The 26,054-nt window shown below is 57.1% G+C and carries 26 protein-coding genes; 18 read left to right on the forward strand and 8 right to left on the reverse strand.

Annotation, left to right across the window (positions count from 1 at the left end; all coding sequences use genetic code 11):
• Window positions 1-150: 150 nt before the first annotated feature.
• From acs to R0I78_RS14265, 7 genes are all read right to left on the reverse strand, one after another.
• Window positions 151-2,100 carry an acetate--CoA ligase gene (gene acs / locus R0I78_RS14235; RefSeq protein WP_317075800.1) on the reverse strand — a complete coding sequence of 650 codons (1,950 nt, stop codon included), beginning with the start codon at window positions 2,098-2,100 and terminating at the stop codon, window positions 151-153.
• 172 nt (window positions 2,101-2,272) lie between these two features.
• Window positions 2,273-2,890 (reverse strand): 3'-5' exonuclease, encoded by a 618-nt coding sequence (locus R0I78_RS14240; RefSeq protein WP_317075801.1) that lies wholly within the window; start codon window positions 2,888-2,890, stop codon window positions 2,273-2,275.
• A 139-nt stretch (window positions 2,891-3,029) separates the two neighbouring features.
• Window positions 3,030-4,820 (reverse strand): putative nucleotidyltransferase substrate binding domain-containing protein, encoded by a 1,791-nt coding sequence (locus tag R0I78_RS14245; RefSeq protein ID WP_317075802.1) that lies wholly within the window; start codon window positions 4,818-4,820, stop codon window positions 3,030-3,032.
• A gap of 66 nt (window positions 4,821-4,886) precedes the next feature.
• Window positions 4,887-5,318, reverse strand: a complete 432-nt coding sequence (locus tag R0I78_RS14250; RefSeq protein WP_019935925.1) for a YqaA family protein — start codon at window positions 5,316-5,318, stop codon at window positions 4,887-4,889.
• Entirely contained in the window at window positions 5,311-6,000 is a 690-nt protein-coding gene (locus R0I78_RS14255; RefSeq protein ID WP_019935926.1) for a gamma-glutamyl-gamma-aminobutyrate hydrolase family protein, read from the reverse strand. The genes R0I78_RS14250 and R0I78_RS14255 overlap by 8 nt, the downstream gene beginning before the upstream one ends.
• Window positions 5,988-6,956: an amidoligase family protein gene (locus R0I78_RS14260; RefSeq protein WP_317075803.1), complete on the reverse strand. Its 969-nt coding sequence runs from the start codon at window positions 6,954-6,956 to the stop codon at window positions 5,988-5,990. The genes R0I78_RS14255 and R0I78_RS14260 overlap by 13 nt, the downstream gene beginning before the upstream one ends.
• Window positions 6,957-6,958: 2 nt before the next feature.
• Window positions 6,959-7,564, reverse strand: coding sequence for a molecular chaperone TorD family protein (locus R0I78_RS14265; protein WP_317075804.1), 606 nt, complete (start codon window positions 7,562-7,564; stop codon window positions 6,959-6,961).
• Window positions 7,565-7,812: 248 nt separating this feature from the next.
• Between R0I78_RS14265 and glyA the strand changes: the two genes are divergently transcribed.
• The 10 genes from glyA (at window position 7,813) to R0I78_RS14315 (ending at window position 16,793) form a co-directional block, all read left to right on the forward strand.
• On the forward strand, window positions 7,813-9,066 hold the full coding sequence (glyA, locus tag R0I78_RS14270; protein ID WP_019935929.1) for a serine hydroxymethyltransferase: 1,254 nt from the start codon (window positions 7,813-7,815) through the stop codon (window positions 9,064-9,066).
• A gap of 184 nt (window positions 9,067-9,250) precedes the next feature.
• Window positions 9,251-9,700 (forward strand): transcriptional regulator NrdR, encoded by a 450-nt coding sequence (nrdR, locus tag R0I78_RS14275; protein ID WP_019935930.1) that lies wholly within the window; start codon window positions 9,251-9,253, stop codon window positions 9,698-9,700.
• Window positions 9,701-10,816: a bifunctional diaminohydroxyphosphoribosylaminopyrimidine deaminase/5-amino-6-(5-phosphoribosylamino)uracil reductase RibD gene (gene ribD / locus R0I78_RS14280; RefSeq protein ID WP_317075805.1), complete on the forward strand. Its 1,116-nt coding sequence runs from the start codon at window positions 9,701-9,703 to the stop codon at window positions 10,814-10,816.
• Complete coding sequence (locus R0I78_RS14285) at window positions 10,816-11,469, forward strand: riboflavin synthase (RefSeq protein ID WP_317075806.1); 654 nt, start codon at window positions 10,816-10,818, stop codon at window positions 11,467-11,469. The genes ribD and R0I78_RS14285 overlap by 1 nt, the downstream gene beginning before the upstream one ends.
• 31 nt (window positions 11,470-11,500) lie before the next feature.
• Entirely contained in the window at window positions 11,501-12,610 is a 1,110-nt protein-coding gene (gene ribBA / locus R0I78_RS14290) for a bifunctional 3,4-dihydroxy-2-butanone-4-phosphate synthase/GTP cyclohydrolase II (protein ID WP_019935933.1), read from the forward strand.
• 83 nt (window positions 12,611-12,693) lie between these two features.
• A complete protein-coding gene (gene siaA, locus R0I78_RS14295) occupies window positions 12,694-14,691 on the forward strand; it encodes a biofilm regulation protein phosphatase SiaA (protein ID WP_317075807.1) in 1,998 nt (665 codons plus the stop codon).
• 10 nt (window positions 14,692-14,701) lie between these two features.
• Window positions 14,702-15,244, forward strand: a complete 543-nt coding sequence (siaB, locus tag R0I78_RS14300) for a biofilm regulation protein kinase SiaB (protein ID WP_317075808.1) — start codon at window positions 14,702-14,704, stop codon at window positions 15,242-15,244.
• Window positions 15,245-15,264: 20 nt separating this feature from the next.
• Window positions 15,265-15,642: a biofilm regulation phosphoprotein SiaC gene (siaC, locus tag R0I78_RS14305; RefSeq protein ID WP_019935936.1), complete on the forward strand. Its 378-nt coding sequence runs from the start codon at window positions 15,265-15,267 to the stop codon at window positions 15,640-15,642.
• Window positions 15,635-16,429 carry a biofilm regulation diguanylate cyclase SiaD gene (siaD, locus tag R0I78_RS14310; protein WP_317075809.1) on the forward strand — a complete coding sequence of 265 codons (795 nt, stop codon included), beginning with the start codon at window positions 15,635-15,637 and terminating at the stop codon, window positions 16,427-16,429. The genes siaC and siaD overlap by 8 nt, the downstream gene beginning before the upstream one ends.
• 19 nt (window positions 16,430-16,448) lie before the next feature.
• Window positions 16,449-16,793, forward strand: a complete 345-nt coding sequence (locus tag R0I78_RS14315; protein WP_317075810.1) for a HopJ type III effector protein — start codon at window positions 16,449-16,451, stop codon at window positions 16,791-16,793.
• 194 nt (window positions 16,794-16,987) lie between these two features.
• Here the strand turns inward: R0I78_RS14315 and R0I78_RS14320 are convergent, their stop codons facing one another.
• Window positions 16,988-17,878 carry a DMT family transporter gene (locus tag R0I78_RS14320; RefSeq protein WP_317075811.1) on the reverse strand — a complete coding sequence of 297 codons (891 nt, stop codon included), beginning with the start codon at window positions 17,876-17,878 and terminating at the stop codon, window positions 16,988-16,990.
• 185 nt (window positions 17,879-18,063) lie between these two features.
• Here R0I78_RS14320 and ribE point away from each other — a divergent pair, with 185 nt between their 5' ends.
• The 8 genes from ribE to R0I78_RS14360 all read left to right on the forward strand — a co-directional run bounded on the left by ribE (window position 18,064) and on the right by R0I78_RS14360 (window position 26,019).
• The gene (gene ribE / locus R0I78_RS14325; protein ID WP_410506592.1) at window positions 18,064-18,537 is read left to right on the forward strand and encodes a 6,7-dimethyl-8-ribityllumazine synthase; all 474 of its coding nucleotides are present in this window, start codon (window positions 18,064-18,066) and stop codon (window positions 18,535-18,537) included.
• A gap of 13 nt (window positions 18,538-18,550) precedes the next feature.
• Complete coding sequence (gene nusB, locus R0I78_RS14330) at window positions 18,551-18,961, forward strand: transcription antitermination factor NusB (protein ID WP_019935940.1); 411 nt, start codon at window positions 18,551-18,553, stop codon at window positions 18,959-18,961.
• Between the two features lie 47 nt (window positions 18,962-19,008).
• The gene (gene thiL / locus R0I78_RS14335; RefSeq protein WP_317075812.1) at window positions 19,009-19,977 is read left to right on the forward strand and encodes a thiamine-phosphate kinase; all 969 of its coding nucleotides are present in this window, start codon (window positions 19,009-19,011) and stop codon (window positions 19,975-19,977) included.
• Window positions 19,974-20,456, forward strand: coding sequence for a phosphatidylglycerophosphatase A (locus R0I78_RS14340; RefSeq protein ID WP_317075813.1), 483 nt, complete (start codon window positions 19,974-19,976; stop codon window positions 20,454-20,456). Before thiL ends, R0I78_RS14340 begins: the two co-directional genes overlap by 4 nt.
• 247 nt (window positions 20,457-20,703) lie before the next feature.
• On the forward strand, window positions 20,704-22,431 hold the full coding sequence (locus tag R0I78_RS14345; RefSeq protein ID WP_317075814.1) for an ABC transporter ATP-binding protein: 1,728 nt from the start codon (window positions 20,704-20,706) through the stop codon (window positions 22,429-22,431).
• 33 nt (window positions 22,432-22,464) lie between these two features.
• Entirely contained in the window at window positions 22,465-24,018 is a 1,554-nt protein-coding gene (locus tag R0I78_RS14350) for an ABC transporter substrate-binding protein (protein ID WP_317075815.1), read from the forward strand.
• An 87-nt stretch (window positions 24,019-24,105) separates the two neighbouring features.
• A complete protein-coding gene (locus tag R0I78_RS14355; RefSeq protein ID WP_317075816.1) occupies window positions 24,106-25,080 on the forward strand; it encodes an ABC transporter permease in 975 nt (324 codons plus the stop codon).
• Between the two features lie 3 nt (window positions 25,081-25,083).
• Window positions 25,084-26,019: an ABC transporter permease gene (locus R0I78_RS14360; RefSeq protein ID WP_019935946.1), complete on the forward strand. Its 936-nt coding sequence runs from the start codon at window positions 25,084-25,086 to the stop codon at window positions 26,017-26,019.
• Window positions 26,020-26,054: the final 35 nt, after the last annotated feature.

Here is a 26,054-nt window from a genome sequence, read left to right on the forward strand (position 1 = left end):
GATGATCATGGCGGGCTGCCGCTGACGGGCATTGAAAGCGACAGCAAGCTCTGCAAACTGTTGTTGCTGCGACAATTTGCGACCGTTATTAAGGTCCCGGCATAAAAAAACGCCGCATAAAGCGGCGTTTTTGCAACGGGCAGTCTGGCCTTATGCGACCTTGCTGCGCTCTTCAATCAGGCGATCCACCACACCCGGATCGGCCAGGGTAGAGGTATCACCCAGAGAGTCGGTCTCGCCGGTGGCGATCTTGCGCAGAATGCGGCGCATGATCTTGCCGGAGCGAGTCTTGGGCAGGCCTTCGGCCCAGTGGATCACGTCGGGCGTGGCAATAGGACCAATCTCTTTGCGCACCCAGTCTTTTACTGCCTTATGCAGCTCGGCAGACGGCACTTCGCCGGCGTTAAGCGTGACATAGGCGTAAATGCCCTGGCCTTTAATGTCGTGGGGCACACCCACCACAGCGGCTTCGGCAATTTTCGGGTGAGCTACCAGCGCCGACTCAATTTCGGCGGTGCCCATGCGGTGGCCGGACACGTTCAGCACGTCATCCACACGGCCGGTGATCCAGTAGTAACCGTCTTCATCGCGGCGCGCGCCGTCACCACTGAAGTAGGTGCCGGGGAAGGTAGAGAAGTAGGTCTGCTCAAAGCGGTCGTGATCACCATAAATGGTGCGCATCTGACCGGGCCAGGAGTCCAGGATCACCAGGTTGCCGTCGGTAGCTCCTTGCAGCTGGTTGCCTTCGCCGTCTACCAGTGCCGGCTGCACCCCAAAGAAGGGGCGGGTAGCAGAGCCGGGCTTGAGGTCGGTAGCGCCGGGCAGCGGGGTGATCAGAATGCCGCCGGTCTCGGTTTGCCACCAGGTGTCTACAATGGGGCAGCGCTCTTCACCAATGACACGGTAATACCATTCCCAGGCTTCCGGGTTAATGGGTTCACCCACAGAGCCGAGCACCCGCAGGCTGGACCGGCTGGTGCCTTCCACGGCTTCGTTGCCCTTGGCCATAAAGGCACGAATGGCGGTGGGGGCGGTATACAGAATGTTGACCTGATGCTTGTCTACTACCTGCGCCATGCGGTTGGTCTTGGGATAGTTGGGCACCCCTTCAAACAGCAGGGTGGTGGCACCGTTAGACAGCGGACCGTAGATCAGGTAGGAGTGGCCGGTGATCCAGCCCACATCGGCAGTACACCAGTACACATCACCCGGGTGATAGTCAAAGATGTACTTGAAGGTCATGGTGGCATACACCAGATAACCGCCGGTGGTGTGCAGCACGCCTTTGGGGGTGCCGGTAGAGCCGGAGGTGTAGAGAATGAACAGCGGATCTTCGGCGTTCATTTCTACCGGCTCACAGTCGGCGCTCACCTGGGCAGTGGCTTCGTGCCACCAGATGTCACGGTGGTCGTGCCAGGCAATGTCGCCGCCGGTGCGCTGATATACGATCACACTCTTGATGGTGGTCACGTCGGGGTTGGTGAGGGCTTCGTCCACGTTGGCTTTCAGCGCCACTTTACGGCCGCCACGCAGGCCTTCGTCGGCGGTGATCACCACCTTGGCCTTGGAGTCGATAATACGGCTGGCCACGGCATCGGGAGAGAAGCCGCCAAATACCACAGAGTGCACGGCACCAATGCGGGTACAGGCCAGCATGGCCACGGCAGCTTCAACCACCATGGGCATGTAGATGCTGACCACGTCGCCTTTTTGCACGCCCTGGGCTTTCAGTACGTTGGCAAAGCGGCAAACCTGCTCGTGCAGTTCGCGGTAGGTAACTTTTTTGTCGTCTTCGGGGCTGTCGCCTTCCCAGATGATGGCGACCTCGTCGGCCTTGGTGGCCAGGTGACGGTCAATACAGTTTGCAGACAGGTTCAGGGTGCCGTCTTCAAACCATTTAATGCTGATGTGACCCGGGTCGTAGGAGGTGTTCTTGACCTTGGTGTAGGGTTTGATCCAGTCAACAAGCTTGCCCTGTGTACCCCAGAATTCGTCGGGGTTTTCAATGGACTGCTGATACATGGCCAGATAGCCGTCGTTATCCAGCAGTGCGGTCTTCGCAAACTCGGGCGTGACCGGATGAACCTTTACTTCACTCATTATTCCGCTCCTTGGTTGTAACCATTGGTTAACAAGGTGACCCAGATGGCCGTTACGCTCAATTAGACTTTCGGCTAGCCAAAACTGGCACGGCCTTGCGTAACATTGTGATTCAGTGCTTCGAGTATACGGCCATGAAAGTCGCCTTCGATACCGATCAGGCTCACATTTCTTAACGATTGCTTAAAGATTGTTCCGGTAACAACGCCAGATACATCAAGGCGGTGGTTAATGCATCACCAAAGGCGGTGTGGCGGGCCAGCAGCGGTACCTTGAGGTGGTTTGCCATTTGTTCAAAACCCAGATGGGGCTCAATGTCAGGATTTTTGCGCAGCTGCCGGTTGCGATAAATGTGAGCCAGCTCAAGGTGCCGGTTGGGCAGCTCAAAACCAAGGTGTTCTTTGGTGAGCCGGCTGAGCAGCGCAATATCAAAGCGCACATGATAGCCCAGCAGGGGGCGGTTCTGAATAAAGCCCAGCAGCCTCTCCAGGGCCTCTTTCTGAGTCAGGCCGGCGCTCAGGTCCTGATGGCGCAGCCCATGAATACGAATGCTGTCGCCGGTGAGTTTGGGACTGGCCTGCAGCGTCAGCTCCAGCCGCTGACTGGTGAGTACCCGCCGGCCCCGCACCGGCACGGCGGCAATGGTGAGCACATCGGCCCGGCGTGGATCCAGCCCGGTGGTTTCGGTGTCGATGGCGATCACCTCTTCGCCTTTATAAGGTTCAAACAGGTGATTCCAGGGGCTGTCGGCAAATTTGCGCGCCAGCCACAAGCGCTTCAGCGGCAGCATGGTTACTCCGTTTTATGACTTTTTGTCATTCCGGCCTCCGAGCCGGAATCTTGTTTTGTAGGCCCGGTTTCAACCGGGCAAGGCGCGACCGTCCTGTACCTTTGCCCCATTAAAATGGGGCCTACAAGTTACCGGCACCCTACAACCCCCGGATTTGAAAATGCACTTCCAGCTTTTGTTTGAATTTTTTTACTACATGCAGGGCGTGGCGCAGCAGATCCCGCTGGTGGCGGGGCAGGGCGGCGGGGTTCAGCTGCTGGTTCATGCCGTCGCCGCCGCTGGCCAGTTGCTGCTCCAGGCGCAGTTGCCAGAACAATATCAGCGCGGCACTCAGGTTGTCGGCCTGCTCGGGCTCAAAAATCTTCAGATCGGTCAGCCGGCGAATACGCTCCAGGGTGTTGGTGTCGGTCACACCCTGCTCCAGCGCCAGGGCGCGCACGCCCTGCACCACCGGAAAAATGCCGCCGCGTTTAATATCCAGCCCCTTGTCGGATTGCTTGATATCACCAAAAAAGGTCAGCGGGGTATGAAAGCGCAGCGCCTGGCCGGCAAATTCGCTCAGCAGCAGCTCCCGGCCTTTTACCGCCGCCAGCAGGTGTTTCTGAAACTGCCGCACCAAAGACTCGCGGCCGGCTATAAAGTGCGGATCTGCCACTATGGCCAGCTGCATATGGCTTTCCGGGGTGTTGCGGTTCACCCAGCGGTCCAGGCACTGTTGCCAGTCGTCAAGCGGTCTTACCCAGTCGGGATTATTGACCATGACCCGGCCGGGGCAGGGCGGATAACCCAGCCGCTCCAGATAGCGGCTGAATTGTTCGGCCTGGGGCAGTACTTCGGCCGCTGAGAGATCATTATCCAGAATAAGGGCATTGTCCTGATCGGTTTTCAGTACCTGCTCGCTCCTGCCTTCACTGCCCAGCACCATGAGTGCCAGCCGGTCGTGCAGCTCGGGAGCAAAGGCAAACTCAAAGGCCTTGCGCATCAGCTGGCTGTTCAGGCTGGCCAGCAGCTTCATGATAAAGGGCAGACGCACGCCATTGTTATGCAGGTTTTCCACCAGCATGCCAAGGGTGGCAGCCGCCTCGGCCAGCTCGTCTATGTTATCAGCCCGCAATATGCGCAGCCCCAGCACATGAGAGTGGGTGGAAAACTGGCTGAGCAGCTGAGTCATTTCCAGAATACCTGCCAGTTGCTCGCCTTCTTTTACTGCCACCCGCTCAATTTTTTTCTGCACCATCAGCATCAGGGCGTTAAACAAAAAATCGCCCTTTTGCACCGATACCAGGTTAAAGCTGGCCAGCACATGCACCGGCTCGCCGGGGGGCAGCTCATTAAGCACGGCCCCATAAAGCAGATCGGTGCCGGTGAGCATGCCAAAGCTGCCGTCATGGGCCACAATCAGCGATTCGAGGTGATGGGTTTTTAACAGCTGAGTGGCCTGAAAAATCGAGGTCTGACCGTCAATCACCATGGCCGGCTGAATATTGCTGTTGTCGATGCGGGTTAAAATAAATTCCGACAGATTTTTACGGGGCTCGGCGGTTTGCTGGCGGCCTTTGAGATCGTGCTGAAACCAGGCGGCAAAGTCGGAGTTTTCTGTCATCAGGTTAAGAAAGGCCTGGGTAGGCAGCACAAAACACAGGGTTTCTTCCAGCGCCACATAGTCGTGGCGGCATTCGCCGTCGAACTGGCCACGAATATCAAACAAATCGTCCGTGGTGTATTGCGCCAGCACTTCATTACGATCTTTGTGGCGCTCTTCCACCACGCCTTTAAGGATAATATGCAGGCTGTCGATTAGCTGGCCCGGCTCAAGAATGGTTTCACCCCTGCCAAAATAGGCAATATCTGTCTGATCAAGCAGATCCTGGCGCTCGTCCGGGGTCAGAGTATTAAAAGGGGGTTGCTCAAAGTTAAACTTGTCCTGCATATTGGCCTCCGTGCCGCAATCCATTGAGTATTGCAGCCGCAGAGGGCTTTACCAGCCAACTTTGGTCTATAGCAGCAGGGTGTCGGCAAACCAGAGCACAACGGCATAGCGCAACGCCTTGCCAATAAACACCAGCAGGGTAAACAGGGCCAGCCGCACCCGCATAATGCCGGCAATAAAGGTAAGCGCGTCGCCGCCCACCGGTGCCCAGGCCAGCAGCAGTGACCAGACCCCAAAGCGCTGAAACCAGCGCTGGGCCCGATCCAGTTGTTTATCACTGACCGGAAACCAGCGTTTGTGCCGGTAGTGCAGCAGATATTTACCCAGCCACCAGTTGATCATGGAGCCAAGCGTGTTGCCCACACTGGCCAGCAGCCATAGCAGCAGAGCCGCATCGGGCTGGCGGGTGAGCACGGCGGCCAGCACCACTTCCGAATAAAAAGGCGCTATGGTGGCCGCCAGCAGACTGCTGCCAAATACCAGTAAATAATCAATCATAGAGGGCTTCGGGCCGGCTTTTTTCGGCGGCACGAACCAGATTGTGAAACAGCCGGCGCTGGCCGGCCAGATAAGGCAGATATTCCGGATGCCACTGCACTCCCAGCAAATAATGGCTGGAGGTGGTTTCAATGGCCTGCACAAAGCCGTCAAGATCTCTGGCGACGACGGCAAGCCCGGTGCCCACTCGGTCAACTGCCTGATGATGCAGGCTGTTTATGCGCCACTGTGGCTGCTGCATCACCCTGCTGAGCCGGCCGTCGCCACAGCCAATGGCGGTTTTGCGCGGCAGCGGTGTGCGCCGGTTGGAGGTGTGCAGGCGCTGTGGCCGAATATCGGCATGCAATGAGCCGCCCAGCACCACGTTAATTAATTGCGCGCCCCGGCAAATACCGAGCAACGGCAGTCTGGTATTGAGCGCATGTTCAATCAGTTCAATTTCAAAGGCGTCCCGCTCCGGATCTGCCGGTGCCCGTCCGGTGTCGGCCCCGTAGAGGGCGGCATCGATGTCGTCACCGCCGCCAATAATCAGCCCCTGCAGTTGATCACGCTTGTGTTTATGCATATTGGCGGGGGTCAGCCGCAGTCCCTGACCACCGGCCAGCCGCAGCGACAGCCGCGTGGCCCACCAGGCCAGGGGCAGGCGGCTGTTGGGGCCGGTGACGCCAATCAGCGCAGCCATGGGCGCACCTTGATACCCCAGGGATCGATAAAGTCGGGTGTGAGCTGATTAAGATGGGCCTGATAAGCCAGGCATACCTGCTCAAGACGGTGTTCGTCATGGGCCAGCCATTCCACCTGCAGCCAGCCGTCCCAGGCGTGCTGTAACGACCAGAGCGGGTTGTCGATATCGGAATTAGGCAGCCGGTAGTGCAGGGTGGGGCGCTTGTTGACCTTGCTGTCCTGTACCACGGACTGTACTTTCTGTTCATTGTGCCAGGCCAGCAACGGCAGCAGATCCATGGCCCGGTTGCGGGTAGGGTTCCAGGCCAGGTAATCCTCAATAAATTGTGTCATGTCAGGCTGATAAGCAGGGCTTATCACTTGTTTGACATAGTCTTTGGGAAAGGCGCGAATATAGGGCGATATTTTGCGGGCAGCCACGATATCTTCGTGGGCGTCAAGCCAGTCGTGCAGGCACAGATAGGCACGGAAATAGCGCAAAATAGTGTGAATGCCGGTGTCGGGCAGCTCGGGGTTAAGATGCAGGCCAAAAGCATAATGCAGGGCGTGGCGGGTGCCCTGGGCACCCAGCTCTCTGAGCCGGCCAAACAACCGGTTGAGCTCATTCAGCCGTGACAGGGGCAGCGGCGGGCAAACCAGCTCCAGCGGTACCAGCTGCAAGGCCAGGCTGCCCAGCAAGTCGGTGGCGGCCTGTTCCAGCTCGCCGGGCGGATGCTGTTTTTGCTCCCGGGCCAGCTGTTTAAGATAGTCAAAGTCGAGTTCGGCCCGAAAGCAGCCGTCTTCGGTCAGAATATCGGTTTCATAGTCTGATACCGGCTGAGCCTGGCCCTTAAGAGTGTCGGCCACCACAAAAACCAGCTGCTCCAGCGTAATACCGCTGAGCTCCAGCTCCACGCCCAGCCGGCGCTCTTCACCCTGAGTAGTCGTCAGTTGCGGGGGCATGGCAAGTGGCATCGTTACTCCGCTACGTTGTTGAGATAGTGCAGATCCATGATAAACACCGCCTGCAGCAGGGCAGCCGCGGCAGCATAAAAGCCGTTATGGTCACGCTCGCTGCAACCGGTAACAAACGCAGGCAGCCAGTCAATCAGCAGGGTGTTGGCCAGCTCTCTTTGCTGATCCAGCAGCGCCAGGCGGCTCTTCTCGTCGCCGGCTTCGGCAGCGGCCATGGCCAGGGTACCCATCATTTCCAGCTGGTTACACACATGCAGCGGATCATCATCGGCAAGGCCGGTGCCGTGTTGTTTAAGCAGCATGCTCATTAACAGCAGGTTATCTTGTGATGCTTCACTCAGGTGCTGAGTGTCGAGCAAGGGCGGGCTGGCCGTAAGCGCCTGATAACGGCCGGCCAGCGCGTCGTGCTGTGCCTGCTCAGCCTGCTGGCGAAAGGCTTCTGTGGCTTCGGTGAGCGGATCCAGGGTGGCAAGACTGTCAAGAAAGCGGTGCATGTCGTAGCCACCAAAGTCATTGAGGTCGTCTTTGCTGAGGGGGGCGGCAAACAGGGCGGTAAACCAGTGATACAGCTCTGCCCGGCGCTGGGAAGTAACTCTGAACGCTTGCATAATCCCCTTTTACTCGTGATGCGGCCCAGACGGGCGGTAAATCGAAACAATATTCTATCGGGTTTACCGGTCAACGTCATACCCGGTAAAACACTTGATTTGTTAAAGTTGAGTTAAACTTTATGTGAAGTTTTCAACATAAATGGTAAAAAAAACGTTTAAGCCGGGCTTCAGGGCTAGGCCGGATTGTCGCTTGGGGGTACAATTTGGCTTTCAGTGACAATCCCCCCATGAGTCAGGAGAGACGGATGTTAAAGCGTGAGATGAATATCGCCGATTATGATCCCCAGCTGTGGCAAGCCATCAGTGATGAAACCGTGCGTCAGGAAGAGCACATTGAGCTGATTGCTTCCGAGAACTACACCAGCCCGCGGGTGATGCAGGCGCAGGGTTCTCAGCTGACCAACAAATACGCCGAAGGCTATCCGGCCAAGCGTTTCTACGGTGGCTGTGAATACGTGGATCAGGTAGAAGAGCTGGCCATAGCGCGTGTCAAAGAGCTGTTTGGCGCCACCTGGGCTAACGTTCAGCCGCACTCCGGCTCTCAGGCCAACTCCGCTGTTTTTCTGGCGCTGGTCAAGCCCGGCGATACCGTGATGGGCATGAACCTGGCTCACGGTGGTCACCTGACTCACGGCTCTCCCGCCAACTTTTCCGGCAAGCTGTATAACATCATTCCCTACGGCATTAACGAGCAGGGCGTGATCGATTATGAAGAAATGGAGCGCCTGGCGGTTGAGCACAAGCCGAAGATGATCATCGGCGGCTTCTCTGCCTTCTCCGGCATTGTAGACTGGGCCCGCATGCGCGAAATTGCCGACAAAGTGGGTGCCTGGTTTATGGTCGACATGGCTCACGTAGCCGGTCTGATTGCCGCCGGTGTTTACCCCAGCCCGCTGCCTCATGCTCATGTGGTGACCTCTACCACCCACAAGACCCTGGCTGGTCCTCGTGGCGGTATTATTCTGTCTGCTGCCAACAACGAAGAGCTGGAAAAGAAACTGAACTCTGCTGTTTTCCCCGGTGGTCAGGGCGGCCCCCTGATGCACGTGATTGCTGCCAAGGCCGTGGCCTTTAAAGAAGCGCTGGAGCCCGAGTTCAAGGAATATCAGGCGCAGGTAGTGAAAAACGCCCAGGCCATGGCCGACGAGTTCCAGAAGCGTGGTTTCAAGGTGGTATCCGGCGGCACTCACAACCACCTGTTCCTGCTGGATCTGATCGACAAGGACATCACCGGTAAGGAAGCCGATGCCGCTCTGGGACGCGCCTTTATTACCGTAAACAAGAACGCCGTGCCCAATGATCCGCGTTCTCCGTTTGTGACCTCCGGCATTCGCATCGGTACTCCTGCCGTTACCCGCCGTGGCTTTAAAGAAGCCGACGTGCGCCAGCTGGCCGGTTGGATCTGCGATGTGCTGAGCAACATCAACGACGACGCCACCATCGCCAGCGTAAAAGAGCAGGTGCTGGACATCTGCCGTCGCCACCCGGTTTACGCGTAACACGCACCGGGATTAGGGACTAAACCCAGGGAATAGTGAATAGGGAGTAGCAACTCCCCCACTATTCCCCATTCCCGCTTCACAATTCCCTGCTCCCCATTCCCTTCCTTCACAATTCCCCGCTTTTAAAACATCCCCCGCTTCTTTACACTAACAGCCGATTAACAGGCCCTGCGGAGGCTTTATGCACTGCCCCTTTTGTAACGCAACTGAAACCAAGGTCATCGACTCCCGTCTGGTGGGCGATGGCTTGCAGGTGCGCCGGCGGCGGGAGTGCAATGCCTGCAGGGAGCGTTTCACCACCTTTGAAACCGCCGAGCTGGTAATGCCGCGCATTATTAAAAGCAGCGGCATTCGCGAACCCTTTAACGAAGACAAGCTGGAAGCCGGCATGCAGCGGGCGCTGGAAAAGCGTCCGGTGAGCACCGAGGCCATAGAGCAGTCGGTGAGTCGCATCAAGTCGCGGCTGCGGGCCACCGGTGAGCGAGAAGTAAAATCGGAGCTGGTGGGCAACCTGGTGATGGACGAGCTTAAACAGCTCGACAAGGTGGCTTACATTCGTTTTGCATCCGTGTATCGTTGTTTTGAGGATCTGCGTCAGTTTGGCGAAGAAATAGCCCGCCTGGAGCAATAAGTGTTCACACCCCAAGATGCGCACTGGATGGCCAGAGCGCTTGAGCTGGCCCGTCGTGGCCGCTATACCACCAGCCCCAATCCGGCGGTGGGCTGCGTGATCGTGAAAGACGACCACATTGTCGGCGAAGGCTTTCATCAGCGCGCCGGCGGCCCCCATGCGGAAGTGTTTGCCCTGCGGGCCGCCGGTGGCGCAGCCCGCGGTGCCACTGCTTATGTGACCCTGGAGCCCTGCTCTCATTATGGCCGCACGCCACCCTGTGCTCAGGGCCTGATTGACGCCGGTGTGGCCCGGGTGGTGGCCGCCATGGTGGATCCCAACCCCCAGGTGGCGGGCCGGGGCCTGGCTATGCTGCGCGAGGCGGGCATAGCAGCCGAAGCCGGCCTGATGACCCAGGAAGCGGAAGCGGTGAATGTAGGCTTTTTGCACCGCATGCGCACACGCCGGCCCTTTGTCACCTTAAAGCTTGCCGCCAGCCTGGATGGTCGCACCGCACTGGCCAATGGTGAAAGCAAATGGATCACCGGCCCCGCTGCCCGGCGCGATGTGCAGCGCCACCGGGCGCAAAGCTGCGCCATTCTTTCCGGTGCCGATACCGTATTAATGGACAATGCCGCGCTGAATGTGCGCTGGCAGGAGCTGCCCGGCTCACTGCAGCAACACTACCCCGAAGCTGAGCTGCGCCAGCCGCTGCGCATCATTATTGATACGCAAAACCGCTTGCATGCCGGCCTGCGCCTGTTTGCTCAGCCCGGCCCCGTATTGCTGCTGCGGAGCAAGGTCACCGGTGGTTTTAGCGAGCAAGTAGAAGAATGCCTGCTGCCGTTAAGCGATCATGGCAAGCTGGATCTGGCGTTGCTGCTGGACGAGCTGGGCCGGCGACAGCTGAACCATCTGTGGGTAGAGGCGGGGGCCACGCTTGGGGGCGCGCTGTTTGCGGCCGGACTGGTGAATGAGCTGATTTTGTATCAGGCCCCCATGCTGATGGGCAACCCGGCCCGGGGCCTGCTGGCGCTGCCGGAATTTACCGTCATGAGTCAGCCGCCTCGGCTGGCATGGCAGGACAGCCGCTTTGTGGGTGACGATCTTAAACTGACTGCAAGAGTAACCGACTGATGTTTACCGGTATTGTTGAAGCCACCGGCACCCTGGCCGCCATTGAGCGAAAGAGTGCCTCCTCGGTGATCCGCATTCATTGTCCGGCGTTGGATTTATCTGATGTGGCACTGGGTGATTCCATTGCCACCAACGGCGTGTGCCTCACCGTGACCGAGCTTGGCAAAGATTATTATTGCGCTGATGTTTCGGCAGAAACCATTGCCCGCACCGGCTTTGCCGATTACCAGACGGGGCAGGCGGTCAATCTGGAAAAAGCCCTGTTGCCCACCACCCGCCTGGGCGGCCATCTGGTGTCGGGTCATGTGGATGGCGTGGGACGGATCACCAAAAAAGCCAAGGTAGGATTTGCCATTGAGCTGTGGGTTGACGCACCCGAGGCGCTGGCCCGCTATATTGCCGAAAAAGGCTCCATCACGGTAGATGGCATCAGCCTCACAGTAAATGCGGTATCAGGCGCGGCCTTTAAATTGACGCTGGTACCCCATACATTAAACAACACCACGCTGAATGACTGGCAGGTTGGCCGCAGTGTTAACCTGGAAGTAGATTTGATTGCCCGCTATCTGGAGCGCCTGCTGAGTGCCGATGCGCCGCCAGCGTCCGGCGGGCTGACGCTGGCGACTCTGGCCGCCAGCGGATTTGTAAAGTAAGCGGCTTAGCGAATTAACCAAGGGGAACATCATGGCCTTAAGTAGTACCCAGGAAATCATCGACGACATTCGTCAGGGCAAAATGGTCATTCTGATGGATGACGAAGACAGAGAAAATGAAGGCGATCTGATCATGGCCGCCGAGCATGTGCGTCCGGAAGATATCAATTTTATGGCCAAATATGGTCGTGGCCTGATCTGTCTGACCCTGACCGAAGCCCGTTGTCGTCAGCTCGACATTCCCCAGATGGTGAGCCGCAATACCGAGCAGTTCTCCACTGCCTTTACTGTTTCCATTGAAGCCGCCGAAGGGGTCACCACCGGTATTTCTGCTGCTGACCGTGCCCGCACCGTGCAGGCCGCCGTAGCCCAGAATGCCAAGCCTGCCGACTTGGTGCAGCCTGGCCATATTTTTCCGCTCAAGGCCCAGAACGGCGGTGTGCTGACCCGCGCCGGCCACACCGAAGCCGGCTGCGACCTGGCCCGTCTGGCCGGCGTGGAGCCGGCAGCGGTGATTGTGGAAATTCTGAACGAAGACGGCACCATGGCCCGCCGCCCGGATCTGGAAAAGTTTGCCGAGCAGCATGGCATCAAGCTGGGCACCATTGCCGATCTGATCGAGTACCGCAACCAGAACGAAACCACCATTGAGCAGGTAGCCCGTTGCAAACTGCCCACCGAGCACGGTGAGTTCGAGCTGGTCACTTTCCGCGATACCATCGACAATCAGGTGCACTTTGCCCTGCGCAAGGGCGAGATTAAGGCCGACCAGCCGGCACTGGTGCGGGTACACATTCACGATATGCTCACCGATGTGCTGATGACCGACCGCCATGCGTCCCGCACCTGGCCGCTGGACAAGTCCATGGCGCGCATTGCCGAAGAAGGCGGTGTGCTGGTGATTCTGGGCAAGGAAGAAACCCCGGATCATCTGCTGTCTGTGGTACGCATGTTTGAGGCCGCCGACAAGGGAGAGCGTCCGGAAGGAGCCAAGCGCCAGGGCACGTCCCGCCGTGTGGGCGTGGGCTCGCAGATTTTGCGCGCCATGGGCGTGGGCAAGATGCGCCTGCTCAGTTCACCCAAGCGTTATCATGCGCTGTCGGGTTTTGGTCTGGAAGTGGTGGAATACGTCACCGAGTAAGCTGCCCCTTTGTATTTGAGTTTGTGTGAAAAAAGGTCAACAATACCGGACTCTGACGCGCTCAAATATCAAAGCAGGCAATTATGGCCATCTGGGGAAAAGGACTTCGGGCAAAATCGATTTTTGCTTTACTGCTGGTGTGTATGCTGGCCTTTATTCCGGCAATCGGGATTGGCTGGCAGCTGCTCAGTGGCATTCAGGAGCACTTTGGCCGTGCCTATGCAGAAAACTTTACCCGGCTTAACCGCCAGAAGGTGCTGGTGCCACTCACCCGTGAGCTGGCGCTGGCACAGCGTTTTGCCAACTCGGTACTCACCCGGGAGTGGCTGGCCACGGGAAGCAATCAGGATTTATTTATTCGCGAGGCCGAAGGCTTTGCCAGTGAATTCAGCAGTGGCTCCTGGTTTTTAGTCAGTGCCGACTCGCTGAATTATTATTACCGCGCCCCCAATGTGCCGTTCGGTGCCCTGCCAAAATACCGTCTGCAACAGCACAAAGAAGCCGACCAGTGGTTTTTTAACCTGCTTACAGACCCCTCACCATTAAGCATTAATGTCAATCACGACCAGACCCTGGGCGTGACCCGCGTGTGGCTGAATGTGCGGGTAGAGCAAAACGGCACGCCCCTGGGGCTGGCAGGCACCGGCCTGGAGCTGAGCGGTTTTATCAATGACTTTATTGCCGTTGAGGAAAAAGGGGTGGTGCCCATGATCCTGGACGGAGCAGGGCGTTTTCAGGCTCATGCCGACACCGGGCTTATCTCCTTTGGCTCGGCGGCGGGCATCAGCAGCAATGGCGTTACTCTGTTTGATATGCTCGACTCGGCACAAGATGACGAGCAGCTCTCCGGTTTGCTGGCCAGCGCTAAAAGCCAGCCCGATGAAGTGGCCATGGGCTGGGTGACGCTGGATGGCAAGCGGCAGCTGCTGGCTGTCAGTTATATTCCCGAGCTTGACTGGTATCTCGCCACGGCCATGGATCTGGGGCTGGCGCAGATCATTCAGCCGGGCCTGTTTAATGCTGCCCTGCTGGGGCTGGTATTGATCCTGGCTATTTTACTGCTGGGCCTGGCTTATGGCGTAGACAGGGTAGTGCTGACGCCGCTGCGCCGGCTGCAGGGCTCGGCCAGTGCCATTGCCAGCGGCAGTTATGAGGTGTCGCTGCCGGCCCCTTCCAGTGACGAAATTGGCGATCTCAGCCGTGCCTTTGGCGTGATGGCCAATAAGGTGCGCAGCCATACCGAAGAGCTGGAGCAAAAAGTACAAAGCCGCACTGAAGAGCTGGAAAAAGCCAACCGGCAGATGCGCCAGGCTCATCAGCTGATTAATGATTCCATCGACTACGCCAGCCTGATCCAAAAAGCCATTTTGCCCGACCGCCAGCTGACCCGTACCCTGGGGGAAGATCATTTTGTGCTGTGGCATCCTCGGGATGTGGTGGGCGGTGATTTTTACTTGTTTCAGCCCGGTGAGCAGGGCCGCTTTCTGGTGGGTGTGGTGGACTGCGCCGGCCATGGCGTGGCAGGCGCGCTGATGACCATGCTGGGGCGGGCCGCGCTGGATCATGCGGTGCGTGAGCACGGTATTGAATCTCCGGCGGCCATTTTACAGCTGGCAGACCATACCCTGAGGGGCATGCTGCAAGACACAGAGTTGCCACGGGGGCTGGCCACCACCATGGATGCCGGCCTGGTATATGTGGATCCGGTGGCAGGCCAGCTGGTGTTCAGCGGAGCCAAGATGTCACTTTATATCAGTAACGGTGACGAAGTGGCGGAGCACAAGGGCCTGCGCCGTTGCCTGCTGGATCGGCGGCCGGGCACGTTTGAAGATCTGACATTGCCGGTGCATCGCGATGAGGTGTATTACCTGGCTACAGACGGCTACCTGGATCAGGCCGGTGGTGTAAAGGGCTTTGGACTGGGCAGCAGCCGCTTTCATGAATTGCTGCGTACTCATGCCCAGTTGCCGCTGAGCGAGCAGGCCGAGATGCTGAAACAGGCACTGGATGAATACCGGGGCAGTCATGCTCAGCGGGATGATATTACCCTGCTGGCATTCCGTATGGATGCTAACCAATAAGGAGTTGCCGATGAATGGCATAGATCTGCTGTCGATTCGCGAGCAGTTTAATCAAAATCATATACTGTTGTGTTTTAACGGCCCCATTTCCCGCAGTTTGATTGAGGAAATTGGCAAGGCCCTGCGTAATTATCTGCAGGCTGATAACGCCCAGCCCGGTGCCGCCATGGATGTGTTTGGTGTCTATATTGAACTGACTCAGAATATTCGCCATTACGCCAGCCGGCTGAACTACAACGAGCAGGAAGGATCCGCCACCGTTGTGGTAGCACGGGATGAGGCCGGTCATTACAATGTGATGGCAGGCAACCTGGTGGAGATGGCCGACGGCGAGCGTATTTGTCAGCGGATTGATGAGCTGGCCACCATGGACAAGCAAGGCCTTAAAGCTGCCTATAAAACTCAGCTGCGTGCTCCCCGTGATTCAGACGGCGTGAGTGGTGCCGGCCTTGGCCTGCTTGACGTCGCTCGTAAATCAGCAGCACCAATGACGGCAAGGCTGGTTAGAATAAGCGAGCAGCGTGGCTTTTTAAGTATTTTGGCGGTGGTATAACTATGCAAACGGAACTGGCGATGAACACACTGACAATCACCGGCACAGATGCAACGCCGGACATTAGCTGTGATCCGGCACGGGGTATTGTTGTGATGCGGGGCGACTCTTACCCTGAAAACTCCTTTGAGTTTTTTCAGGATGTGATCAACTGGATTGAGCAATATCTGAGAGACAGCGAGCAGGCGCTGCAGCTGCAATTGCATCTGGCCTATATGAACACCAGCAGCGTCAAGGCCATGATGGACATCTTCGACATGCTGGAAGCTGCCTTTGACAAGCAGCGTGAGGTAAGTGTGCAATGGTTTTTTGATCCCGATAATGAGCGGGTTGAAGAGCTGGCCGAAGAATTCAAGGAAGACTGTACTTTCCCCTTTGAGGTGTTGCCTCATGGCTGAACTGCCTTCAGCAGAAGAGCTTGAGCGGCTGCTGGCTGATCCTGAGCATCAGCACAACCCTTTGCTGCCGGTGGTGGCCGCGCTGGCGGAACAAAACCGTGAGCAGGCCAGAAAGCTGGAGCGGCTGATGCGCATTGCCGACAGCAGCTATGGTGTGGCCGTCACCCGTAATCAGGATCTGCTGCAGCAGTATGAGCGCCAGCTGAAACGGCTGGATAAAATCACCCGTATTTCTGATCGCTATCAGCGCAATCTGATTGAGCTGAACGAGCAGCTGCGTGATGCGGCGTTAAAAGACCCGCTTACCGGCCTGGCCAACCGGCGGCAGCTGATGGAACGCCTGCATGACGAGCAGGCCCGTTGTGGCCGGGGGCAGCCGGCGTTTACTCTGGCCATGATCGACGTTGATCTGTTCAAGCGTATTAATGATAACCACGGTCACGACACGGGTGATATTGTGCTGTGCCAGCTGGCTGATACCATTTGCGCCGAGCTGCGCTCGCAGGACTTGTGTGTCCGCTGGGGCGGGGAAGAATTTATGCTGTTGCTGCCCCATACCGGGCTGTCACAGGCAGAAGTGCTGCTGCAACGTATAATGACAGCGGTAAAAGCACTGCGGTTTGAAAAATTACCCGATCTGCGTCTGACCATCAGCGCAGGGATTGCGGAATATTGCCCTTCCGAGGCGCTGGATAATACCATTCGCCGTGCCGATAACGGCCTGATTGCCGCCAAACAGGCCGGCCGCGACCGGCTGGTTATATCTGAACCACCCCATCAGGATTGATCCCACAGTAAGGAATAACATGAACATTCAGCAACTGCAGAGCAAACTGGCCGATGCGCCGGAGACCATTGAATTTGCCGAGGTAATGGCGTTGATCGACGGCCTTTATGAGTTTCATCCGGTGGCTTTTACCAATGGCGATCAGCACAACGAAGCCGGCCAGAACAACGGCTCCTGCAAGCTGTTTGCCTTTGCCCGTTTGCAAGGCTTTGACGAGCAGGAAACCCTGGCCTGTTTTGGTGCCTTTTATCGCGACGACGTGCTGGGCAACCCCGACGGCGACGACCACCAGAACATTCGTAACTTTATGAAAACCGGCTGGCTGGGCATAGAGTTTCAGGGCGATGCGCTGATCGCGAAATAACCCCTTCAGGGCGCTGGAAGCTGAAAGCCAGAAGCGGGAAGCAGGCAACACCATTGTCACACGAAGCAGCAGCGGGGATTGCCGTAGCCGACCATTAAATGCCATGGATGGCATTTTCGAGCGCCCCATGGAAGGGCTCGAAGCGTGTCGGCGGAGTGCAACCGCGCTGCTGCTTCGCACCGAGTCTGGCAGATTCAGGCTTTATACGCCTTTCGGTTTCGATACCATTCATACAGGGCCCGGCTGCGAAAGCTGAGCAGGGCCAATAAAATCAGCAGGCAGCCCAGCACTTTTTGCAGCGGCATGGGCTCGTGATACCAGAACACACTGATCAATACCGTCCATACCGGCTCCAGCATCATAATCAGCGCGGCATTGGCCACGTTGCTGAACTTTTGCCCCGCACTCTGGCAGAAAAAGCGCAGCGAAGTGGCCAGCAGAACGCTGGCAGCAAACCAGCCCCAGATATGGCCGGGAACCTGCTCCGGCCACTGCTCGAACGCGGCCGAGTAAAACAGGTGCATCACACCGGTCACTGCCAGCTGCACACAGGTGAGCGCCATGGGATCCACCCGGCGGGCAAAACGGCTGTTCAGACAAAAGTAGAGCGCCAGTGACATGGAGGCCAGTAAAAACAGCAGCTGCCCCAGTGACAGCGACCAGCCATTGCCCGAAGTGAGCAAAAACAAGCCGGAAATGGCAATGGGCAGAGCAATCCAGAACTGACGGGCAGGGCGTTCACGAAATATCAGCCAGGCCAGGGGCGGTACTATCAGCATGGCCAGGCTCATAATAAAGGCCCCTTCACCAATGCCCTCGCTGTGCATCACCGCCTGAATCCAGAAAATCAGGTTCAGGGTCATCACCAGGCCAATGGCCGCGCTTTTCAGCAGGTTGGCCGGCGAGGTGGCTTTGAGTGCGCGGTGGCAAAAAGGGAGCAGGATCACGGCAGCCAGCAGAAAGCGCCAGCCCACAAAACCCGCCGGGGGCAGGGCGGTAATGGCTTCCTTGGAGAATAACCAGCCCGCCGAGGCCAGCAAAGTGGCGGTTAATATCAGTAAATCGCCGCGCCGTTCCGCCAGCATAAACACCTCGTTATATAACCATGAATTCGTCCAGCCGGCCGGCTGGCGTAAAAGTTACTAATGTAAGTGATTTGCCGTGCCTTGCACACCATGCTGTTTTATTGCGACTGCGGCGGAGGAGCGTGTTGAAGGCTTTTGTCAATCGCCGATTGTGCTAGAATGTGCACACTTTTCTGCAAACAAGGATTCCCATGAAGGTAATCGAAGGGCTGATGGCCGCACCCGAGGCCAAAGTGGCCATAGTGGTGGCCCGCTTCAACAGCTTTATCAACGACAGCCTGGTGGCCGGTGCTCTGGATGTGCTCAAGCGTCAGGGCCAGGTTAAGGATGACAACATCACTCTGGTACGGGTACCGGGTGCGGTAGAAATTGCCCTGGCGTGTAAAAAGCTGGCAAAAACCGGCAAATACGATGCCATTGTGGCCTTGGGCTGCGTGATCCGCGGCGGCACCTATCACTTTGATCTGGTAGCCAACGAAAACAGCAAGACCATGAGCAGCGTGATGATGGATTATGAAATCCCGGTTGCGTTTGGCGTGCTGACTACCGAAAACATTGAACAAGCCATCGAGCGCGCCGGCACCAAGGCGGGTAACAAGGGCGCGGAAGCGGCCCTGAGCGCGCTGGAAATGATTAACGTCCTGCAACAGCTGGACTGAGAGGAGTACTGCATTGAAACCGTCTGAACGCCGCAAGGCCCGCCGACTCGCTACCCAGGCCATTTATCAGTGGCAGATGAATAAAGACAATGTGGCCAACATTGCCGAACAGTTTGCCCTGGAACAAGAAACCAAGGGTGTAGACATGGATTATTTCCGTGATCTGCTGTTTGGTGTGTCTGTGCACACCACTGAACTGGACAGCGTATTTTCACCTTACCTGTCGCGCCCGCTGGCTGAGCTTGATGTGGTAGACAAGGCGGTGCTGAGGTTGGCCTGCTACGAGCTGACCCGGCGTGACGACGTGCCATATCGGGTCGTGATTAACGAAGCCATTGAACTGGCCAAGGCGTTTGCCGCCGAAGACAGTCACAAGTTCGTTAATGGCGTGCTCGACAAGGTCGTCAAGCAGTTGAAAAAATAACAAGATACACCGGGAAAAAGCCAGCTGACGCTGGCTTTTCATTTTCTATGAATGAGTTTGAAATAATAAAACAATATTTTACCGGGCACTGCGGTCGCAAGGATGTGATCATGGGCCCGGGCGACGACTGCGCCCTGCTGCAGTTGCCGCCCAATACCACGCTGGCGGTAAGCACCGATACCCTGGTGGCCAATGTGCATTTCTTTGCCGATATGGATCCGGTGGCGCTGGGCCACAGAGCGCTGGCGGTGAACCTGTCGGATCTGGCAGCCATGGGGGCCGATCCTTGCTGGGTGTCGCTGGCGCTGACTTTGCCTGAGGTGAACGAAACCTGGCTGAAAGGCTTTTGCGAAGGCTTTTTTGAGCTGGCGGAATATTACAATGTGGCGCTGGTGGGCGGCGACATGACCAAGGGGCCGCTGTCGATCACGGTAACGGTGCATGGCTCTTTGCCTGAAGGCAAAGCCCTGCGCCGTAACGGTGCCAAAGCCGGTGACGGCATTTATGTGACCGGCACGCTTGGGGATGCGGCGCTGGGGTTGCAGCAGCAGCTGGGTAACATTACCGTGGCCGAGCCCCATCAGGCCTTTGTGCGTACCAAGTTCGAGCACCCGCACCCGCGCATTCTGGCCGGGCAGGCATTGCGGGACATAGCCTCCAGCGCGCTGGACTTATCTGATGGCTTGCTGGGAGATCTGGCCCATATTACCACGGCGTCTGATCTGCGTGCCCAGCTTGAGCTGGAGCTGTTGCCCCTGAGCAAGGCCATGACCGACACCGTTAAGCAGGAACAAGCCTGGCAGCTGGCACTGACCGGCGGCGATGATTATGAGCTGTGCTTTACTGTGCCGGAATTGCACCGGGGCCAGCTGGAAACTGCTCTGGCGCACTGTGGCGTGAAATTTACCCGCATTGGCCGCATGGTGGCGGGTGAAGCGGGCGTAGAGCTGACTGCCGATGGCAAGCCCTACCAGCTGGCAGCCAGAAGCTGGGATCATTTCCGGAGCGGCGTATGAGAAAGCCGGAGCTGGCAGCGCTGAAGCTGTCCAACCCGCTGCACCTGCTGGCGCTGGGCTTTGGATCGGGGTTAAGCCCCATTATGCCCGGCACCATGGGCACACTGGCGGCCGTTCCGTTCTATTTGCTGATGACAGCGTTGCCGCTGTGGCTGTATGTGACCTTGCTGATCATCGGCTTTGTGGCCGGCATTAAAATCTGCAATGCCGCCACCAGCGCCATTGGCCGCCATGATCACGGTGCCATTGTGTGGGATGAATTTATCGGCTTTGGCATTACCATGCTGGCGGCCCCCGCCGGCTGGCAGTGGATTGCCATCGGCTTTGTGCTGTTCCGCTTCTTTGACATGGTCAAACCTTGGCCCATCAGCTGGTTCGACCGCCGCGTGCACGGCGGCTTTGGCATTATGCTGGACGATGTGATCGCCGGCCTGTTCGCCCTGGTCTGCCTGCAAGGCCTGGCTTTACTGCAGCTGTAAGCCGTCAGCCGTCAGCGATAAGTTGAAATGTTGGGACTCGTCCCAACCCCCTGATCGCTGACGGCTGTGTTTTCCCCTGTTTTGTTTCTTGCCCTCCTGATTTATCTTCGTGTAAAGATTTAGTCATTTCTGCTGAAAACATGACCCATGTCTATTCAATCAGTCTTGGTTTTTGGCTTAATACCAGATTAGAATGCGCCAGTATGTTATATATTTGTTGCAATAATAATTCCGTTTAAGGATGAGCATGTCGTTACTGGAAGTAAAAAATCTGCGGATTGAATATCCGTCCCGTCACGGCGTTATGGCCGCCGTTGAGGATCTTTCCTTTAACATCGAAAAGGGCGAAATACTGGGCGTGGTGGGGGAGTCCGGTGCCGGCAAGTCGACCATCGGCAATGCCGTGATTGATCTGCTCAGCCCGCCCGGCCGTATTGCCAGCGGTGATGTGTATCTGGATGGCGAGAAAATTTCCGCACTGTCGCCCACCGCCATGCGCGCGGTGCGGGGCAAACGCATCGGCTTTATTTTTCAGGATCCCATGACCTCGCTGAACCCGCTGTTCACCGTGGAGTTTCAGATGGTGGAGACCCTGCTGGCCAACACCAGTCTCAGCCGGGAAGCGGCCCGTAAAAAGGCCGTTTCGCTGCTTGATGCGGTGGGCATTCCCCAGCCCGAGCTGCGCATCAAGCAGTACCCGCACCAGTTTTCCGGTGGCATGCGCCAGCGGGTGGTCATTGCCATTGCGCTGTCGTGCGATCCTGAGCTGATCATTGCCGACGAGCCCACCACGGCGCTGGATGTGTCGATTCAGGATCAGATCCTCAACCTCATTCGCGGCCTGTGCAAGGAGCGCAATGTGGGCTGCATGCTGGTGACCCACGACATGGGCGTGGTCTCGAACGTCACCGACCGGGTGGCGGTCATGTACCGGGGCAAGCTGATGGAAATAGGCCCCACCGAGCAAGTGCTGGGCAACCCGTCTCATGCCTATACCCGCAGCCTGATCTCTGCCGTACCCCGCTCCGACATCAAGCTGCACCGGTTTCCGCTGGTGTCTTACATTGAAGATGCCAAGGAAAAAGCCAGCCTGGATCTGAAAACTCACTGGCTGGGCCAGAGTCAGGATCAGCGCGACTACGAGGGTGCTTTGCTCAGAGTAGAGCACTGCAACCTGCGCTTTGTGACCAAAGACTCCATTTTTGCCGCCAAGCGGGAATATCTGCAGGCCACCAATGATGTGAGCTTTGAGATTTTTGAAGGTGAAACCTTTGGTCTGGTGGGGGAGTCGGGCTCGGGCAAGTCGACCATTGCCCGCTCCATTACCGGCCTGTATCCGCCCGACAGCGGTAAAATCTGGTTTGAAGGCATAGAGCTCACCGCCATTAAAACCGAGCAGGAGCGCCGCCCGCTGCGCCGGCAAATGCAGATGGTGTTTCAGAACCCCTATTCGTCCCTTAACCCGCGCATGCGGGTGGACGACATTATTGCCGAGCCCATTCGCTTTCATCAGCTGGCGAAGAACGACGCTCAGGTACGTGGCATTGTGGCCGACCTGCTCGACTATGTTGGCCTGGGCCGGGCCGCCGGGGTCAAGTTTCCTCATGAGTTTTCTGGCGGTCAGCGCCAGCGCATTTCCATTGCCCGGGCGCTGGCTACCCGGCCGCGACTGCTGATTTGCGATGAGCCCACCTCGGCACTGGATGTGTCGGTGCAGGCGCAGATCCTTAACCTGCTGAAAGATCTGCAGGACGAGCTCAAGCTTACCATGCTGTTTATCAGCCACGATCTGCCGGTGATCCGGCAAATGTGCGACCGCATCGGGGTGATGAAAAAAGGCACCCTGGTGGAGGTGGCCCCCACCGAGCAACTCTTTACCAATGCGACAGACCCCTACAGCCGCTCGCTGATTTCCCTGATGCCCGAGTTTAAGGGCATGTCCCGGGAAGGGCTGGATATTTTGGAACAGGCCTAGTGCCATCATTAACTCACGTAAATGGAGTGTGACATGAAAAAAGGACTCAACAGGATTGCAGCCGCCATGGTGGCTGCCGGTTTCGCCTTTAGTGTGCAGGCGGCCGACATCACCATTGCTTATGATGCCGATCCGGTCTCAATGGATCCCCATGAGCAGATCTCGGGTGCCACCCTGGAAATGTCGCATCTGGTCTTTGATCCGCTGGTGCGCTGGACCAAAGACTTTAAATTTGAGCCCCGGCTGGCAGAAAAGTGGGAGCGGGTAGACGAAAACACCATGCGCTTTTATTTGCGCCAGGGCGTAAAGTTTCACAGCGGTAACGACTTTACCGCCGACGACGTGGTCTGGACCCTTAACCGTCTGAAGTCTTCTGCTGACTTCAAGGCCATTTTTGAGCCCTTTGCCGAAGCCAAAAAAGTGGATGAGTACACTGTAGATCTGGTGACCAAAGGCCCGTTCCCGCTGGTGCTGAATACCGTGACCTATCTGTTCCCGATGGACAGCCAGTTTTATACCGGCACCACGGAAGACGGCAAAGACAAGGGTGAACTGGCCAAGCACGGCAGCACTTTTGCCTCTACCAATCCGTCCGGGACCGGCCCGTTCAAGCTGAAATTCCGCCAGCAGGGCGTCAAGGTGGAGTATGAGCGTAACGCCGATTACTGGGACAAGAATTCACCCGGCAACGTGGATAACATGACACTGGTGCCCATCAAGGAAGATGCCACCCGAGTGGCCGCCCTGCTGGCCGGTGACGTGGACTTTATCAAGCCGGTGTCTCCCAACGATCATAAACGGGTGCAGTCGGCAGGCGATGTTAAGCTGGTGACCGAGTCGGGCACCCGCATTATCACCTTCCAGATGAATCAGGACAGGTTTGAGCCCTTCAAGGATGTGCGCGTGCGTCAGGCGGTGAACTACGCCATTAACCAGGAAGGCATAGTCCAGCGCATTATGCGTGGCTTTGGCACCACCGCCGGCCAGCAGGCTCCGGCCGGTTATGTGGGTCATAACCCTGAGCTGGTGCCCCTGTATGATCTGGACAAGGCCAAGGCGCTGATGGCGGAAGCCGGTTATGCCGATGGCTTCAAGATCAGCATGATCGCCCCCAACAACCGCTATGTGAACGACTACCGTATTGCCGAAGCGGTGAAAGCCATGCTGGCGCGCATTAACATTGATGTGGAGCTGAAAACTATGCCGGTGGCGCAATACTGGCCCGAGTTCGACAAATGCGCCGCCGACATGCTGATGATTGGCTGGCACTCCGACACTGAAGACACCGCCAACTTCTCGGAATTCCTCACCATGACCCGCAACGAGGAAACCGGCCGGGGCCAGTATAACTGCGGTCATTACTCCAACCCCGAGCTGGACAAGCTGATTGAAGAAGCCAACATCGAAACCGATGGCGACAAGCGCGAGGCCATGCTGCAAAAAGCCGAGCGCATTCTTTATGACGATGCCGCCTTTGTGCCACTGCACTGGCAGGATCTGGCCTGGGGTGCCCGCAACAATGTGCAGGCCGAAGCCGTGGTAAACGCCATGGACTTCCCCTACCTGGGTGATCTGGTCGTCGAATAAAACTGGGGAGTAGGGACTGGGGATTAGGGATTAGGGTGGTCGATTCCCTATTCCCCATTCCCTGATCCCGCTAATGGATATAGCAACATGTTTACTTTTTTGCTTAAACGGGTGTTCCAGGCGCTGGTGGTGATGTTTGTTATCAGCCTGGTGGCCTTTTCAATTCAGGACAATCTGGGTGACCCCCTGCGTGAGCTGGTGGGGCAGTCGGTGTCGGAAGAAGTGCGTCAGCAGATGCGCGACGAGCTGGGCCTGAACGATCCTTTTCTGGTGAAATACAGCCGCTTTGTGGGCAATGCGCTGCAGGGCGACTTTGGCACTTCCTATTTCTTCAAACAACCCACACTGGAAGTGATTTTCGACAAGCTGCCGGCCACCCTTGAACTGGTGTTCTGTGCCAGCGTTCTGATTATTGCGCTCAGCATACCGCTGGGGGTGTATTCGGCCATCAAGCCCAGGGCCGTGCTGTCCAGAGTGATTATGGGCATCAGTATTGTGGGCATTTCGGTGCCGGTGTTCCTTACCGCCATTTTGCTGATGTATGTGTTCTCCATTGAGCTGGGCTGGCTGCCCGCCTATGGCCGGGGTGAGCTTACCAGCCCGCTGGGCTGGGAGTCGGGGCTGTTTAACTGGCAGGGGTTCCGTAACCTGATTCTGCCGAGCATAGCGCTGTCTTCCATTATGCTGCCGCTGTTTATTCGTCTGGTGCGCTCGGAAATGCTGGAGCAGCTCAGTTCAGAATATGTGAAGTTTGGCTGGGCCAAGGGCCTGGGCAAATATCGCATCTGGTTTGTGCATGCGCTGAAAAACACTCTGTTACCGCTGATCACCGTAGGCGGGGTGCAAATTGGCACCATGGTGGCCTACACCATTCTTACAGAAAAAGTGTTTCAGTGGCCGGGCATCGGCTTTTTGTTTCTGGAAGCCATTACCCGGGTGGATACGCCGTTGATCACCACGTATGTGATTTTTGTGGGCTTTATCTTTGTGGTGACCAACACCATAGTGGATTTGATCTACGGCCTGGTGAACCCCACCGTTAACCTGGCAGCAAAGGGATAAGCAATGAGCACCGAACTTTCTCAAAGCCGCTGGGCCCGTTTTCGCCAGTCGGACTTTCTTTATTATTTTCTGCGCGACAAGGTCGCCATGTTCAGCTTTGCGGTGTTTGTGGCGCTGGTGGCGGCGGCGTTTCTGTCACCGCTGATCGCCCCCCACAACCCCTATGATCTGGCCACCATCGACATTCTTGACTCCGAGCTGCCGCCCAGCTGGCAGGACATGGGCGACGAACGTTTTTTGCTGGGCACGGATGTGCAGGGCCGTGACATTCTCAGCACCATTCTTTATGGCTCGCGCGTGTCGCTGATCATCGGTCTGGGGGCGGTGGCGCTGCAGCTGGCCATTGGCATAGTAGTGGGCCTGAGTGCCGGCTACTTTGGTGGCCGCATTGATAACTTTTTAATGCGCATTGCCGATGTGCAGCTGTCGTTTTCCACCATGATGGTGGCGATTATTGTGTCGGCGGTGTTTCAGGCCACTCTGGGCAGTGACTTTTATGCCCGGTATGCGGTGCTGATGCTGGTGGTGATTATCGGGCTGGCAGAGTGGCCACAATATGCCCGCACCATTCGCGCTACCGTGCTGGCCGAGAAGAAAAAGGAATATGTGGAAGCCGCCAAGGTGATGGGCTTCAAGTCGGTGCGCATTATGTTCCGGCATATTCTGCCCAACTGCCTGTCGCCCATTCTGGTGATCTCCACCGTGCAGGTGGCCAACGCCATTATGAGTGAAGCGGCGCTGTCGTTTCTGGGCCTGGGCATGCCGGTAGACAAACCCTCGCTGGGAGCGCTGATCAGCATGGGCTTTAACTATATCTTCTCCGGCTCCTGGTGGATCACTGCCTTTCCCGGCATCTATCTGGTGGTGCTGGTGTTGGTGATCAACCTGCTTGGTGACTGGCTGCGCGATGTGTTCAACCCCAAGATCTACAAAGGGTAACACATAGCTTTAGGCCGTCAGCTTTAAGCGATAAG

Origin of the sequence: Oceanimonas sp. CAM02 (assembly GCF_032842915.1) — a bacterium.
Lineage (GTDB): Bacteria > Pseudomonadota > Gammaproteobacteria > Enterobacterales > Aeromonadaceae > Oceanimonas > Oceanimonas smirnovii.